This is a genomic window from Undibacterium sp. TC4M20W, from assembly GCF_049340245.1.
Classification (GTDB): Bacteria; Pseudomonadota; Gammaproteobacteria; order Burkholderiales; family Burkholderiaceae_D; genus Undibacterium.
In genome coordinates this window covers 154,162-168,715 of the sequence record NZ_JBMPPI010000002.1, presented here as the reverse complement: position 1 = coordinate 168,715, position 14,554 = coordinate 154,162, and the positions used below count along the sequence as shown (strand labels likewise).

The window sequence follows — 14,554 nt, the reverse complement described above, 5'->3', positions numbered from 1 at the left end:
TGGGGAAATAAGATTATTGAGTGCTCGCCGCTTCATCAAGCATGGTGACGCCGGGCAAATCACAAGCCATCACAGCCTTGCATATCGCTTCAATTGCCGCCTGGCGGGTAAAACTCTTGCGCCAGGCAATCACGACGCGGCGGTCGGGTGCTGGTGCAGTGAAAGGCAGGTAACGCAGCATGCCATCCTTGGCATCCATGTCAGGTACCGACGCCATCGGCAATACCGTAATACCTATACCGGACGCCACCATGTGACGTATGGTTTCCAGTGAAGAACCTTCAAAGGTCCTGGCAATGCCGTCCCCCGTTGTCGAGAAACGCGACATTTCAGGGCAAACTTCCAGCACCTGATCGCGGAAGCAATGGCCATTACCCAGCAAGAGCATGGTTTCTGACTTCAGTTCTTCTGCTGAGACTTCCTTGCGCTCTGCCCATGCATGGGTACGCGGCATGGCGACGACAAAGGGCTCGTCATACAGCGGCTGTATCATCATGCCCTGGTCTGGAAGGGGCAGGGCCATGATGGCGGCATCGAGCTCACCCTGGCGCAATAACTCCATCAGTTTCACGGTGAAATTCTCTTGCAACACCAAAGGCATTTGCGGCACCTGCTGTATCATGGTTTTCACCAGCGTAGGCAGCAGGTAGGGGCCTATCGTATAAATGACGCCAAGGCGGAAAGGTCCAGCCAGCGGGTCTTTGTTTTGTTTGGCGATTTCCTTGATGGCAGCGGTCTGTTCCAGCACGCGTTCAGCCTGGGCAACAATCTGTGCACCCAGCGGGGTGGTGGATACCTCGGTGCCGCCACGTTCAAAAATAGTGACGCCCAGTTCATCTTCGAGTTTTTTGATGGCGACAGACAGCGTAGGCTGAGCGACAAAACAGGCTTCTGCCGCATGGCCAAAATGTTTTTGCCGGGCTACGGCAACAATGTATTTTAATTCTGTGAGTGTCATGCCGTTAGTTTGGCACAGACTGAGAGCAGCGTCAGCAAGTGCTTTGTACAGGGAGCAAATTTTTTCCTGAATTTAACAATGACAGGGGGAGTATTTTTTAACAATCATACCGTATATACGATATCCGCCTGTTTTGGTACATACTCTGCCAGAAACTAAATTGTAGATGCGATGCTGGTTGTTTGCGGGATTGTTGATCTGGCGCAGTGTCTTGGGCCGGGTTTAATGGTAGGCGGTAGATGACCAGGGAAGTACGTACGGATAAGCACAGCCCCGTAGGAGCGGCTGCAGCCGCGAATGCCTGATACAAGCAAAATGCCCGATACGGTCAAGCGTTCGCGACTAAAGTCGCTCCCACAGAATGATTGAAGCGCTCACTTACATTTGAGCGGAGTTTCTGCAGAAATTCAGCATCAGCCTTTAGACTGGCTCATCGCCTTGGTCAACTCCAGATGCCCTTGCGCTGCACCGCTTTCAGGCACAGCCTCACTATCACGCTGGCGCACTTCCGCCAGACGTGCAGCCAGTTGCTCAGGTGCATCTTCACCGCGACCTACCCAGACACCTTGTGTCAGCGTGATATTTGCAGCTTCAAAGCTGCCTGCACCTGCGCACAGGATGGCGCGGCTAGGTGCCTGCTCAGACGCCAGTACCAGCATCGCAGGTACCACGTCAGATGGCTGCAGTGCTGCCAAAAATTCTGCCGGGAACAGGCTCTCAGTCATGCGGGTTGCCGCAGTCGGCGCCAGGCTATTCACACGAATATCATACTTGGCACCTTCCAGCGCCAGCGTCTGCATCAAACCAACCAGGGCCAGCTTGGCCGCGCCATAATTTGACTGGCCAAAATTGCCATACAAACCTGAGGAGGAAGTCGTCATGACGATACGGCCATATTTTTGTTCTGTCATGATGGCCCATACAGCCTTGCAACAATGCACCGCCCCCATCAGATGCACATCCAGCACCAGTTTAAAGTCGGCAATATCCATCTTGGCAAAACTCTTGTCGCGCAAGATACCAGCGTTGTTGACCAGGATATCAATCCGCCCCCATTGCGCCATGGTCTCTGCCACCATCGCCTGCACCGCTTCAAAATCAGTGACCGAGGCACCATTGGCAATCGCTTCACCACCAGCCGTACGTATTTCTTCAACCACGGCCAGTGCCGCGGCAGATGAACCGCCGGAACCATCACGCGCACCACCCAGATCATTGACCACCACTTTGGCGCCGCGCGCAGCCAGCGCCAGCGCATGTTCACGTCCCAAACCACCACCAGCACCTGTTACGATGGCAACACGGCCTTTGAAGTCTATTGTCATTTTTTCTCCTGTTGTAATTTGAAATCGTGGGCAGACTCAGCCCTGAGATGACGAGTGTATGCTATTTTTTTGGCGATGTAGCAGCAGGCAGCTCAGTTTTTTAGACGCTGGCGACTAAACAGCTTTTGCACCGATTTTCTTTTGCATGATGATCGCACCACCAAATTCCGGGTTCAGCTCATACGGCGCGAAGCCCTCTGCGCGATACAGATTCTGTGCACGGGTATTGCCCTCCAATACTTCCAGCGTCATCTTGCAATAACCTAGTTGTTCAGAGAGGACAGTCAGGTGCTGCATCATTTTATTGCCTATGCCCTGGCCACGAAAATCAGGGTGTACGGCAAAGTCATGGATATTCAATAAAGACTTGCAGGCAAAGGTGGAGAAGCCTTCTATGCAAATCGCAAAACCGGCAACCTGATCATTCACATAGGCGAGTATGGCGCGCACAGTATTGCGTTTTTTGAGTTCAGTGATGAGATTGGCTTGCGCATAATCTGACAGTGCTTCGCCGCCGCCCATGGGGTCCAGCGCGTACATATTGAGCATGCTGACCAGGTCTTTGGCATGCTGTGGATTATTGACATCAACATCGACGATATTCAGCATAGGTTTTTATACTCTCAAAAATTCTTCTTTATATCCCAGCCAGCGTTGCAGATGGGCAGCAACGGTGACGGGGTCATTTTTTAATAATTCATCGGCCAGATTGCGCGCTTTATCCACCAGCCATTGATCAGTTTCCAGGTTGGCAAAGCGTAACATGGCTTCGCCGGATTGGCGTGCACCGAGGAATTCACCGGGCCCGCGTAATTCCAGGTCCTTGCGCGCAATTTCAAAACCATCATTACTCTCGCGCATGGTGGCCAGCCTTTGCTTGGCAGTGCCGCCCAGCGGGCCTTGATACAGCAACAGGCAGACGCTGGCTGCGGCACCACGGCCTACGCGGCCACGTAACTGGTGCAATTGCGACAGGCCAAAACGCTCTGCATGTTCTATCACCATCAGGCTGGCATTCGGCACATCGACGCCAACTTCAATCACCGTGGTAGCCACCAATACCTGGCTGTCATTGCGGATGAATGCTTCCATCGTCGCCTGTTTTTCTGCCGGTTTCAGGCGGCCATGGACCAGGCCCACCTTCAGTTCTGGCAGGGCTTCAGCAAGCATGGTGTGCGTGTCAGTTGCTGTTTGCAGTTGCAGGGTTTCTGATTCTTCTATCAGTGGGCAAACCCAGTAGACTTGCTTGCCTTCCTGTCCGGCTGCCTGTACGCGGGCGATGACTTCATCACGGCGGTTCTGGTCGATGACGCGGGTGACGATAGGTGTGCGGCCTGGCGGCAATTCATCAATGATGGATACTTCCAGGTCAGCGTAATAAGTCATCGCCAGTGTGCGCGGGATAGGCGTGGCCGACATCATCAGTTGATGTGGCACCTTGCCCGCCTCAGTCTTGTTGGCCAGATTCAGGCGCTGGCTGACACCAAAGCGGTGTTGTTCGTCGACGATGACCAGGCCCAGCTTTTTGAATTGCACGGTGTCCTGTATTAATGCGTGGGTGCCTATCACCAGTTGCGCTTCACCAGACGTGATGAGTGCATTGGCAGCGTCTTTTTCTTTTTTCTTCAGGCTGCCAGTCAGCCAGGCAGTTTTTACTCCCAAGGGTTCCAGCCATGCGGCGATTTTCCTGAAATGCTGTTCCGCCAGAATTTCTGTTGGCGCCATCAGCGCTGCCTGAAAACCATTATCTATCGCTTGCGCTGCGGCCAGGGCCGCTACGATGGTTTTGCCGCTGCCTACATCGCCTTGCAACAGGCGTTGCATGGGGAAGGCTTCACGCAGATCATCGCGTATCTCTGCCAGTACTTTTTCTTGCGCCCTGGTCAGGGAAAACGGCAGGTTCAACAGGAAAGCATTGCTGAGTTCACCGACCAGTGGCAGGGCATTTGTACCTTTGCTACGGCGGGTCATTTGTGCGCGCTTCAGTGATAATTGCTGGGCCAGCAGTTCGTCGAATTTCATGCGTTCCCAGGCCGGGTGTTCGCGCTCGATAAGGCTATGCTGATCGACATCCGGCGGCGGATTGTGCAGGGTGCGTATGCTGCTTTCAAAATCCTGCAAATGCAGGTCAGCCAAGCGCGCAGGGGACAGGGTGTCACGCCAGTTGACGCGTGTCATGGCATTCGCAATGGCCTTGCGCAATAAAGCTTGTGGCACACCTTCGCCAGATGGATAAACAGGCGTCAATGCGGTCGGCAAAGGTGCGCCTTCATTGACGATCTTGTAATGAGGATGCACCATCTCTGCGCCAAAGAAACCATGGCGTAATTCACCACGTGCGCGCACCCGCACACCTACTGCCATTTGCTTGGTCTGGTTGCCATAAAAATTCAGGAAACGCAGTACCACTTGCCCACTATCGTCAGCAATAGTCACCACCAACTGGCGGCGTGGGCGGTACTGGATATCGCATTCTGTGACCAGACCCTCAACCTGCACAATGCTGCCGCCACGGAAAGAAGCATCGCGCATGCTGACGATTTCAGTTTCGTCTTCATAACGCATGGGCAGGTGCAAGACAAAATCCATGTCCTTGCGTAAGCCCAGTTTGGCAAGCTTTTCACTGGCTTTGGCTGCCGGGCTGGCAGTTGCCTTGGTTTTTTTTGTGGTTTTTTTGGGACTGGAGTCAGGCAAGGCAGTGATGCCAGCGATAGCTGCATCAGCTTGTGTATTTTTTAACTCTGCACTTGCACTTTGGTCTTCAGCGGCCATGGGGTGTAAAATGGTGGGTTTTGCTGTTAGCTTACTTTTTTCAGGAAATTCACAAAACCTTGGGTTTCAGGCTGTTTGTCTGTGATCTTACCCGGGTTTGCTACGATAGTGTGCATTCTACTGGTATTTTATACAGTGTAAAGTAGCTTTATGTCTGTTTTTCCTGTTTTACTCCCGATTTTTGTAGAATTTTTGCATGTCTTACTCCCTTAGTGATTTTGATTTTGAACTGCCTGAAGCCCTGATCGCGCAAACACCTTTGCCCGACCGTACCGCTTCACGCCTCCTGCATGTCGATGGCGATAGCCTGGTCGATAGGCATTTTGCTGACATCATCAACCAACTCAATGCTGGTGATTTGCTGGTCTTTAATGATACCCGCGTACTCAAGGCGCGCTTCTTTGGCGTCAAGGAAAGTGGCGGCAAGATACAGATGCTGGTCGAGCGTGTACTGTCGAATAATGACAAGGAACGCAGCGTGCTGGCGCAGATGCGTGCGTCCAAGTCGCCACTGCCGGGTAGTAAAATCCGCCTGGCGGACAGTTTTGATGTGGTTGTCGGTGAGCGCGTCGGTGAGTTTTTTACCCTGTACTTCCCTTCTGATATTTTCACGCTGCTGGAAACCTATGGTCGCCTGCCTTTGCCGCCGTATATAGAACATGATGCCGACGACTTTGACGAGCAGCGTTACCAGACTGTGTATAACCGTGTGCCCGGTGCGGTTGCAGCACCAACGGCTGGGCTGCATTTTGACGAGGCGCTGTTGCAGCGTTGCCAGGATAAAGGCATTGAACTCGCCTATGTAACCCTGCATGTGGGCGCGGGCACTTTCCAGCCTGTGCGTACCGAAAACCTGGCAGATCACCAGATGCACAGCGAATGGTATACCGTGCCGGATGAGACCGTGGCAGCCGTGCAGGCCACCAAAGCCGCGGGCGGCAAAGTGGTGGCTGTCGGCACGACCAGCATGCGTGCGCTCGAATCGGCTTCACAAACAGGCAGCTTGCAGGCAGGCAGCGATGACACCCGTCTGTTCATCACGCCAGGCTATGTATTCAAAACCGTGGACAGGCTTATCACCAATTTCCACTTACCAAAATCCACTTTGATGATGCTGGTATCGGCATTTGCCGGGTATGATCGCGTCCGCGCTGCTTATGCTCATGCTATCGCTCAACAATATCGTTTTTTCAGCTATGGCGATGCCATGCTGCTGACCAATTCCTCCGGGGAAGACCATGCTTGAATTTACACTCATTAAAAAAGATAAAACTACTGCCGCACGTCGTGGCCGTGTCAAAGTCAACCATGGTGAAATCGAAACGCCTATCTTCATGCCGGTGGGTACTTATGGCTCGGTCAAGGCCATGTCGCCGCTGGAGTTGAAAGAGATAGATGCCCACATCATCCTCGGCAATACCTTCCACCTGTGGCTGCGTCCTGGCACGGAAGTACTGAATAAATTTGGTGGCCTGCATGGTTTCATGGGCTGGGATAAACCTATCCTGACTGACTCAGGCGGCTTCCAGGTATTTTCGCTGGGTGCAATGCGCAAGATTACTGAAGAAGGCGTCAAGTTTTCTTCACCTATCAGTGGTGAGCGCCTGTTCCTGTCGCCAGAAATCTCCATGCAAATCCAGCGTTCGCTGAACTCTGACATCGTCATGCAGTTCGATGAATGCACACCGTACGAAATCGACGGCAGGCCAGCGACGACAGAAGAAGCAGGCAAATCCATGCGCATGTCTCTGCGCTGGGCCAAGCGTTCTATTGATGAATTCAATCAGGGTGAAAACCCGAATGCCTTGTTCGGCATTGTCCAGGGTGGCATGTTTGAACACCTGCGCGATGAATCCCTGGCTGGCTTGAATGAACTGAATTTCCACGGTATCGCCATCGGCGGCCTGTCGGTAGGTGAGCCTAAAGAAGACATGATGCGCGTACTCGCGCACGTTGGACCCAAGCTGCCAGAAAACAAACCGCATTACCTCATGGGCGTAGGCACACCAGAAGACCTGGTGGCTGGTGTTGCCAATGGCATAGACATGTTCGATTGCGTCATGCCTACCCGCAATGCGCGCAATGGCTGGATATTCACTCGCTTTGGCGATATCAAGATCAAGAACGCCCGTTACAAGGAAGAAAAAGAACCACTGGATGCGACTTGCGAATGCTATGCCTGCAAGAACTTCTCACGCGCTTATCTGCATCATTTGCATCGGACCGGTGAAATTCTGGGCGCACGTTTGAATACCATCCACAATCTGCATTACTACCTGGATTTGATGAAAAACATCCGTAAAGCACTCGACGATGAGCGCTTCCCTGAGTTTGTCCAGCAGTTCCACGCAGATCGCGCGCGCGGCGTTTGAATCAGTGTTTGAGTCAGCGTTCGTGTCTTATTTAATACGGTAAATAATGACGGACTGATCAGTAATACGAATTATATTCAGGCTGCTTGCAGGCAAAATGACGCTCTCGTCCGAGTGGACAAATGAATACTAGAGGTCTGATATGAATTATCATCCCGTCATTATTGCCGGCGGCGGCATTTCTGGTCTGTATTGCGCCTGGCGTCTGGCCTTGTCGGGGCAAAAAGTCGTGGTGCTGGAAGCCTCATCTGACCGCTGGGGTGGCCGCATAGAGACTGAAGATCTTGATGGCTTCATCGCCGAATGGGGGCCTATGCGTTTCGAGCCCACCCTGCAACCGCGCTTCGATAAATTGTGCCGTGACCTGGGGGTCAAGCTGACCGAGTTCAGCGGCCCTGAAGGTGAAGAAGTCAACGCACCTACCTATGACTTGCCTGCCGAGGAAATGGGTCTCAACTCTCTGCAACTCCTCAAGCGCGGCATCATGCTGATCTTGGGGCAAGACCCGCAAGACCAGGCCTGGATAGATGCGCAGACCGAAGCTGATTACCAGCGCATGCGCAAACATGCACAACTCAATGGCCAGCCCTTGTGGAGCATGGGTTTCTGGAACGCCATGTCTGCCGAAGGTGCGCTCAGCCATCTGGCACTGACCAAGCTGCGGGACACTGGCACTTTCTACCACATGATCCCGGAAAACCTGAATGCAATAGAGTGGATCATCTGGTGGCTACGCGCCCTGAAAACCGTAGGCCAGCAACTGGCCAGCGTGGATGGTGGCACGGCAAAACTGACTGAGAGCCTGATGGCCAAATTGCGCGGCCTTAGCAATGTCACCCTGGCCGGTGGCCATATGCTGACCAGTTTCAAGCAAATCGCCATGGGCCAGCCTAGGCTGGAACTGGATGTACATACCAAGAACGGCAATATACAGTTGCAGACCGACAGGCTGATCCTGGCTTTGCCCAGAATGCCGCTGGTGAAACTGGCATCCTGCCTGCCTGAACATGTCTCTTCCCAGCTTGATGCGGTGAATGGCTTTCCGATGCTGAAACTGTTCTTCGTGACGGATTCGCCTTGGTGGGATTACTCACAGCGCCCGCAACAATATGCGAGCTGCCTGCCTACCCGCGAGATCCATTATTTCCGCCGCCCGCAAGGACAGGACAAGGATGGCCATGGCATGGTCTTGCTGTACATGGACCGCCCATCGACAGAATTCTGGAAACACTATGTCATGGAAACCGACAAGCATGACCGCGCCGAGATAGACCAGAACGTCAAGATCGTCGATGCGTTCTCGCTATTTGTCGCGCGTGATGTGAAACGCCTCGTCGATATCAAGCGCTCAGGCCTGAAACTGACTGACCAGGCCCAGCACATGTTTGAAGAGAAATCACTGGAAGATACCCGCGACTTTATCAAGAATTCCATCGTCACCTATGGCATACGCGACTGGGCCAGGGCTCCCTATGGCGCGGCCAATCATGGCTGGCAACCAGGTGTGCGTTCATGGAAAGTCATGGATGTGTTCAAGGCATTTGACTTTGGCAGTGGTGCCAAGAATATCCATATCGTTGGCGAGGCATATTCAGATTACCAGGGCTTTGTTGAAGGTGCCTTGAATACCTCGGAACTGGCGTTGGCGACGATACGCTCCAGTTAATGGAGAAGTACTGAAGAAGAGTATTTGATAAGAGTATTAGTAGCGGCAAGGGAGTAAGCGTGAGCTTGCTCCCTTTTTTATGCGATATTCCAGTTCAAACCGAGGACTTCTCATATACAAAAGTATTGACCGTCAAATGCAAGAATGACAATCCAGAAGAAGCTTGTTAAACTCTTTGCAGGTCCTCATGACCAAAGCCAAAATGGCAAGCATGCAGCTTAAATGGAGATAGCTTGTGAGTAAAAGTACAAAACTGATCGCGGTAGTAGTGGTCCTGGCAATCGCCTATCCTGCAGCGGCCTGGTACACAGGAAAAAATGTAGAAGCCAAACTGACAGAGAGCAGCCTGAATCAGGCTAAATCCTCTCCCTATGTCAAAGTCATCAAGCAAGACTATCAACGCGGCGTGTTCTCTTCCACTCAGGACACGACACTGGAGCTGACTTTCCCTGGTATTAAAAAACCGGATTTCCCTCTGCCTGGTGCCAGTGCCGAAGCTGGTACTGACGCCAATACTGCAGGACAGCCGGCTACTGACAATTCTGCCCCAGCGGCACCAGTCGGTACAGCAGCCGTGCCGGCAGTCCCAGCGGCACAAACTCCACCAGCAGATCCGGCATTGGCAGAAAAAGCGTCGAAACCGCTGCAAATACATTTTATTAACCACATCCAGCATGGCCCCTTGCCTGGGTTCCGTGGTTACGGTGCCGCCCTGATCAAGACTGAACTGGTGCTCGATGCAGAAAGCAAGGCACAGCTTGCCAAGCTGTTTGGTACTGCCAACCCGATAGATATCACCTCGCGCCTGAATTATGGCGGCAGTGGCCGTGTCAGTATTTCCAGCCCTGCATTCAATACCATCATGGAAAAAGACAAGGAAAAAGTTAACTGGCAAGGCTTGAGTCTGGAAGTAGGCTTTGAAAAAGATTACAAGGCATTCAACGTTTTCATGAGTGCTCCTGGTTTGACTGTTGATGGGCTGGAAGGTCAGTCATTCAAACTGGGTGCAGTCAGCCTCAAAGGTGAGGTGACGCAAGCTTATCCAGGTACCCAACTTTATTTAGGCAAGACTGAAACCACTGTTGCCAATATCAGCTATACCGATAAAGTCGAAGCCAAGAAAAGCTTTACTCTGGATCAGTTCAAGCTCGGCACTGAAGCCACTATGAAAGATGAACTGATGGACTTTGTCGCCAGGATAGGCGCTGCCAAACTCAGCTTTGATAATCAAGAGTTTACTGATTTCCATTACGACTATGGTGTAAAGCGCATTCATGGCCCATCCCTGGCAAAAATTTCTGTTGCCTATACCGATGTGATGAGCGCGCCTGGTGACCCAGAAAAAAGAGCTGCCCTGAAAGCCATATGGGATGAAGTCGCCACGATCGTTTTGCAAAAAGAGCCAGAGCTGGTGCTGGAGCGCCTGAGCGTCATGACGGTGGATGGTGAGGCAAAACTCGGAGGTTCTGCCAAATTGGTAGGTGCAACAGCGGCAGATACAGCCAACCCTATGTTGCTGCTGCCAAAATTGCAAAGCAACCTGGATGTGACTTTGACAGAAGCGCTGGTCGCCAAACTTGGCGGGGCCAGCCAAAAAGATCCAGAAGCCCAAAAAGCTGCCCAGGCTGCCATGGCCCAACAAATTCAGGCTTTCGAGGGCCAGGGCTTTATCACCCGCAATGGCAAGCTCCTGAGTTCCAAAATCGAATGGAAGCAAGGCGCTTTAACTATCAACGGCAAACCGTTTAGCAAACAATAATTATTGCATTTATAGCAATTATATTAAGTTAGTCAGATGCAGGCAATCATCCGGGTGTACCGATGATTGCCTGCATTTTATTTTGACGATATAGCTTTCTTTGCAGATATCCTGACAATTTCAAGCAATTCGCATCGGCGATGCTAAAATACGGAGCTTTGCCGATTGAAAAACAGGCATTTGGTGCTATATAGCAGCAACTGAGTTGGAACTGAGCAAGAATTGCGGCAATTTCTATCCAGTTTTAGCCGAGAAATTAGTATTTCATTATTAAAATGACAGGAGTCTGAACGTGTTTATTTCCAATGCTTACGCACAAGCAGCCGCTGGCGGCGATCTCCAGAGCAATCTGCTGACTATGTGGCCTTTGCTCCTGATGGTAGCAGTAATGTATTTCCTGATGATACGCCCTCAGATGAAGCGTCAGAAAGAGCAAAGGGCAATGATGGATGCCCTGGCAAAGAATGATGAAGTGGTCACAGCAGGCGGTATCCTGGGTAAAGTGACCAAGGTAACTGATGCTTACATCACGATAGAAATTGCCAATGGCACAGAAGTCGTCGTGCAAAAGATGTCCATCACCATGATGCTGCCCAAGGGCACGATTAAAGCGATTTAATCAGAAAAACACGGCAACGCAGTCCAAAAATAAACTGGGCTGCGTTGTGCTTTTTTAGCTTCCAATTATTTTCCCCATTATGAATCGCTATCCACTCTGGAAGTACATACTGATTCTGATCACCCTGTTGTTTGGTGCTTTGTATACTGCGCCAAATTTCTTTGGTGAATCACCTGCAGTGCAAGTCAGTAGCGGTAAAGCCACTGTCAAGCTTGAGGCTGACATGACTGGCCGCGTAGAAAAAGCGCTGGAACAGGCTGGCCTGAAAAGCAAGGATATCTCCTACGAATTTAACGGTACGCAAGGCTCAGTCCGCGCCCGTTTTGACGATACGGATACCCAGTTCAAAGCCAAGGCAGCGCTTGAGAAAGCCTTGAATGCGGATCCTGCAGACCCTACATATACGCTGGCTTTTAATCTTTTGCCAAATACACCGAAGTGGATGCAAAACCTGCGCGCCATGCCCATGTTTTTGGGACTGGATTTGCGCGGTGGCGTGCATTTCCTCATGCAAGTCGATACCAAGGCTGTCATGAACAAGCGGATGCAGAGCCTGACCTCCAGTGTGCGTAGCTATTTGCGAGAAAAAGATGTGCGCCATGCGGGTCTCGACCGTGAAGGCGACCTGATCAAGCTCAAGTTCCGTGATGCGGATGAACGCACCAAGGCCAAGAATGTCTTGCTGTCTCGGATGACAGACGTCGATTTGCTCGACACCGCCGGTAGTGATGGCGCTGACTTTGGTTTGCAGGTAAGCCTGAAGGCAAAAGCACTCAAGGATGTTGTCTCTGAAGGTATCAAACAGAATATTACTGCCTTGTCCAAGCGTGTAAATGAACTCGGTGTTGCTGAGCCCATCATCCAACAGCAGGGGCCTGACCGTATCGTCGTGCAATTGCCAGGTGTACAGGACGTTGTGCGCGCCAAAACCACGATTAATCGCCTGGCGACACTGGAAGTGCGTTTGCTTGACGAGTCTGTAGTTACCAGAGCTGATTGTTCAGTTGATCCCAATACTCCTGTACCTTATGGCTCGGAAATGTTTGCGTCCAAGCAGGGAAGCCTGATTTTGGTTAAAGAGCCTGTGATCACGGGTGATGACATCACCAGCGCTATGGGTACTACCGACCAGCGCAGTTCGCAGCCTGCTGTGAGTGTTGATCTGAATGGCGACGGTGGCCGCAAGATGGCTAACGCGACCAGTTCCAGGATTGGCAAGTGTATGGCTATCGTGTTGTTTGAAAAAGGCAAGGGCGAAGTACTGACAGCTCCAAGAATCAATGACGAGCTGCGCAATAGTTTCATTATTACCGGCATGGGAACTCCTAATGCAGCTGCCGACCTGGCCCTGTTGTTGCGCGCTGGCTCTCTGGCTGCTCCTATGGAAATCATAGAAGAACGCACGATAGGCCCGCAACTTGGTGTGGAAAACATCAAGCAGGGTCGTAATTCGACACTGTATGGTTTTATCGCAATCTCTGTTTTCATGATTGCTTATTACCTGATGTTTGGCTTCTTCAGTGTGCTGGCACTGTCTTTCAACGTCTTGTTGCTGGTGGCGATCCTGTCACTGATGCAGGCTACGCTGACCTTGCCAGGTATTGCTGCGATTGCATTGGCGCTGGGTATGGCGATTGACGCCAACGTGCTTATCAATGAACGCATACGCGAAGAACTGCGTGCAGGCAAGACACCGCAAAAAGCCATAGAAGAAGGTTTTGATCATGCGTGGGCAACCATTCTTGACTCCAATGTGACGACTCTCATCGTTGGTTTGTCATTGCTGGTATTTGGCTCCGGTGCGGTTCGCGGTTTTGCTGTGGTTCACTGTCTGGGTATCCTGACTTCGATATTCTCGTCCGTATTCGTCTCACGCGGCGTTGTGAACTTCTGGTATGGAAGAAAGAAAAAACTGGCGTCCATTTCTATTGGAACGATCTGGAAACCAACAGACAACGCTGGCAAGTAAGCGGCCAGACTATCAAGAACACAGGAATTCATCATGGAATTATTCCGTATTAAAAAAGACATTCCTTTCATGCGCCATGCGCTGATATTCAATGTCATCTCTGCCCTGACCTTTGTCGCGGCCGTGTTTTTTCTGCTGCACAAAGGCCTGCAATTCTCGGTTGAGTTTACCGGTGGTACGGTCATGGAAGTGACCTACCCCAAGGCTGCCAATGTCGATGCCATACGCCACAAGGTAGAGGAGCTGGGTTTCAAGGATTCACCAGTACAAACTTTTGGTAAGGCGCAAGACGTGGTGATACGTTTGCCGGAAACAAAAAAGGATGCCAAGGTCAGTGTTGCTGATACTGTATTTGAGGCACTTTGCAAAGTTGAAAGCGGTAGCCTCATCAAGGTTCCAGCCAGTGCAAAGGATGGTACGACCACAGAAAAACTCGCTTGCCAGGATGCTGCTAAAAACGAACTGGTCAAGCTGCAAAGGGTGGAGCTGGTCGGCGCACAGGTAGGTGATGAACTGGCACACGATGGCCTCAAGGCACTGTTATCTGTGGTTCTGGGCGTCATGCTGTATCTGGCAATACGCTTTGAATGGAAGTTTGCGGTAGCAGCGATTGTCGCCAACTTGCATGACGTCATTATCATTCTCGGTTTCTTTGCCTTCTTTGAATGGGAGTTCAACTTGTCGGTACTGGCAGCAGTTCTGGCGGTGCTTGGTTACTCGGTGAATGAGTCCGTGGTTATTTTTGACCGTATCCGTGAAAATTTCCGCAAACAGCGCAAGATGTCTGTGACCGAAGTTATCGACAATGCTATTACCAGCACGATCTCACGTACCATCATCACTCACGGTTGTACGCAGATGATGGTGTTGTCGATGTTGCTGATCGGCGGTCCGACTTTACATTATTTTGCAGTTGCTCTGACGATAGGTATTTGCTTTGGTATTTACTCTTCCGTATTCGTGGCAGCGGCGATTGCGATGTGGCTGGGTGTCAAGCGTGAAGATCTGCTCAAGCCAGTCAAAGAAAAAGACGATACCGACGGTGCAGTGGTATAAAGGTGCTAAGTGTGGTGTTTGAACAGATCGTTTAAAACCTAGCAATTGTGTCTCTTCC

The 14,554-nt window shown here is 51.4% G+C and carries 11 protein-coding genes; 7 read left to right on the top strand and 4 right to left on the bottom strand.

Annotated elements, in window-relative coordinates:
- Positions 1-13: 13 nt before the first annotated feature.
- The 4 genes from ACO0LL_RS03245 to recG all read right to left on the bottom strand — a co-directional run bounded on the left by ACO0LL_RS03245 (position 14) and on the right by recG (position 5,055).
- Positions 14-958, bottom strand: a complete 945-nt coding sequence (locus ACO0LL_RS03245) for a hydrogen peroxide-inducible genes activator (protein ID WP_422949460.1) — start codon at positions 956-958, stop codon at positions 14-16.
- Positions 959-1,371: 413 nt separating this feature from the next.
- The gene (locus tag ACO0LL_RS03240; RefSeq protein ID WP_422949459.1) at positions 1,372-2,283 is read right to left on the bottom strand and encodes an SDR family NAD(P)-dependent oxidoreductase; all 912 of its coding nucleotides are present in this window, start codon (positions 2,281-2,283) and stop codon (positions 1,372-1,374) included.
- A 114-nt stretch (positions 2,284-2,397) separates the two neighbouring features.
- Positions 2,398-2,892 (bottom strand): GNAT family N-acetyltransferase, encoded by a 495-nt coding sequence (locus ACO0LL_RS03235; RefSeq protein WP_422949457.1) that lies wholly within the window; start codon positions 2,890-2,892, stop codon positions 2,398-2,400.
- A gap of 6 nt (positions 2,893-2,898) precedes the next feature.
- On the bottom strand, positions 2,899-5,055 hold the full coding sequence (gene recG / locus ACO0LL_RS03230; protein ID WP_422949456.1) for an ATP-dependent DNA helicase RecG: 2,157 nt from the start codon (positions 5,053-5,055) through the stop codon (positions 2,899-2,901).
- Positions 5,056-5,251: 196 nt separating this feature from the next.
- Here recG and queA point away from each other — a divergent pair, with 196 nt between their 5' ends.
- The 7 genes from queA (at position 5,252) to secF (ending at position 14,496) form a co-directional block, all read left to right on the top strand.
- The gene (gene queA, locus ACO0LL_RS03225; RefSeq protein WP_422949455.1) at positions 5,252-6,301 is read left to right on the top strand and encodes a tRNA preQ1(34) S-adenosylmethionine ribosyltransferase-isomerase QueA; all 1,050 of its coding nucleotides are present in this window, start codon (positions 5,252-5,254) and stop codon (positions 6,299-6,301) included.
- On the top strand, positions 6,294-7,427 hold the full coding sequence (gene tgt / locus ACO0LL_RS03220) for a tRNA guanosine(34) transglycosylase Tgt (RefSeq protein ID WP_162039972.1): 1,134 nt from the start codon (positions 6,294-6,296) through the stop codon (positions 7,425-7,427). The genes queA and tgt overlap by 8 nt, the downstream gene beginning before the upstream one ends.
- A gap of 142 nt (positions 7,428-7,569) precedes the next feature.
- Complete coding sequence (locus tag ACO0LL_RS03215; protein WP_422949454.1) at positions 7,570-9,093, top strand: flavin monoamine oxidase family protein; 1,524 nt, start codon at positions 7,570-7,572, stop codon at positions 9,091-9,093.
- Between the two features lie 235 nt (positions 9,094-9,328).
- Positions 9,329-10,852: a YdgA family protein gene (locus ACO0LL_RS03210; RefSeq protein ID WP_422949453.1), complete on the top strand. Its 1,524-nt coding sequence runs from the start codon at positions 9,329-9,331 to the stop codon at positions 10,850-10,852.
- A 292-nt stretch (positions 10,853-11,144) separates the two neighbouring features.
- Positions 11,145-11,471 carry a preprotein translocase subunit YajC gene (yajC, locus tag ACO0LL_RS03205; protein ID WP_422949452.1) on the top strand — a complete coding sequence of 109 codons (327 nt, stop codon included), beginning with the start codon at positions 11,145-11,147 and terminating at the stop codon, positions 11,469-11,471.
- Positions 11,472-11,550: 79 nt separating this feature from the next.
- Positions 11,551-13,440, top strand: a complete 1,890-nt coding sequence (secD, locus tag ACO0LL_RS03200; protein WP_422949451.1) for a protein translocase subunit SecD — start codon at positions 11,551-11,553, stop codon at positions 13,438-13,440.
- Between the two features lie 33 nt (positions 13,441-13,473).
- Positions 13,474-14,496, top strand: coding sequence for a protein translocase subunit SecF (gene secF, locus ACO0LL_RS03195; protein ID WP_422949450.1), 1,023 nt, complete (start codon positions 13,474-13,476; stop codon positions 14,494-14,496).
- The last annotated feature ends 58 nt before the right edge of the window (positions 14,497-14,554 follow it).

Coding starts and splice junctions, on each gene's coding strand:
- ACO0LL_RS03235 (WP_422949457.1), bottom strand. CDS start 2,892: ATGCTGAATATCGTCGATGTTGATGTCAATAATCCACAGCATGCCAAA.
- secD (WP_422949451.1), top strand. CDS start 11,551: ATGAATCGCTATCCACTCTGGAAGTACATACTGATTCTGATCACCCTG.
- ACO0LL_RS03215 (WP_422949454.1), top strand. CDS start 7,570: ATGAATTATCATCCCGTCATTATTGCCGGCGGCGGCATTTCTGGTCTG.
- recG (WP_422949456.1), bottom strand. CDS start 5,055: ATGGCCGCTGAAGACCAAAGTGCAAGTGCAGAGTTAAAAAATACACAA.
- queA (WP_422949455.1), top strand. CDS start 5,252: ATGTCTTACTCCCTTAGTGATTTTGATTTTGAACTGCCTGAAGCCCTG.
- tgt (WP_162039972.1), top strand. CDS start 6,294: ATGCTTGAATTTACACTCATTAAAAAAGATAAAACTACTGCCGCACGT.
- secF (WP_422949450.1), top strand. CDS start 13,474: ATGGAATTATTCCGTATTAAAAAAGACATTCCTTTCATGCGCCATGCG.
- ACO0LL_RS03240 (WP_422949459.1), bottom strand. CDS start 2,283: ATGACAATAGACTTCAAAGGCCGTGTTGCCATCGTAACAGGTGCTGGT.
- ACO0LL_RS03245 (WP_422949460.1), bottom strand. CDS start 958: ATGACACTCACAGAATTAAAATACATTGTTGCCGTAGCCCGGCAAAAA.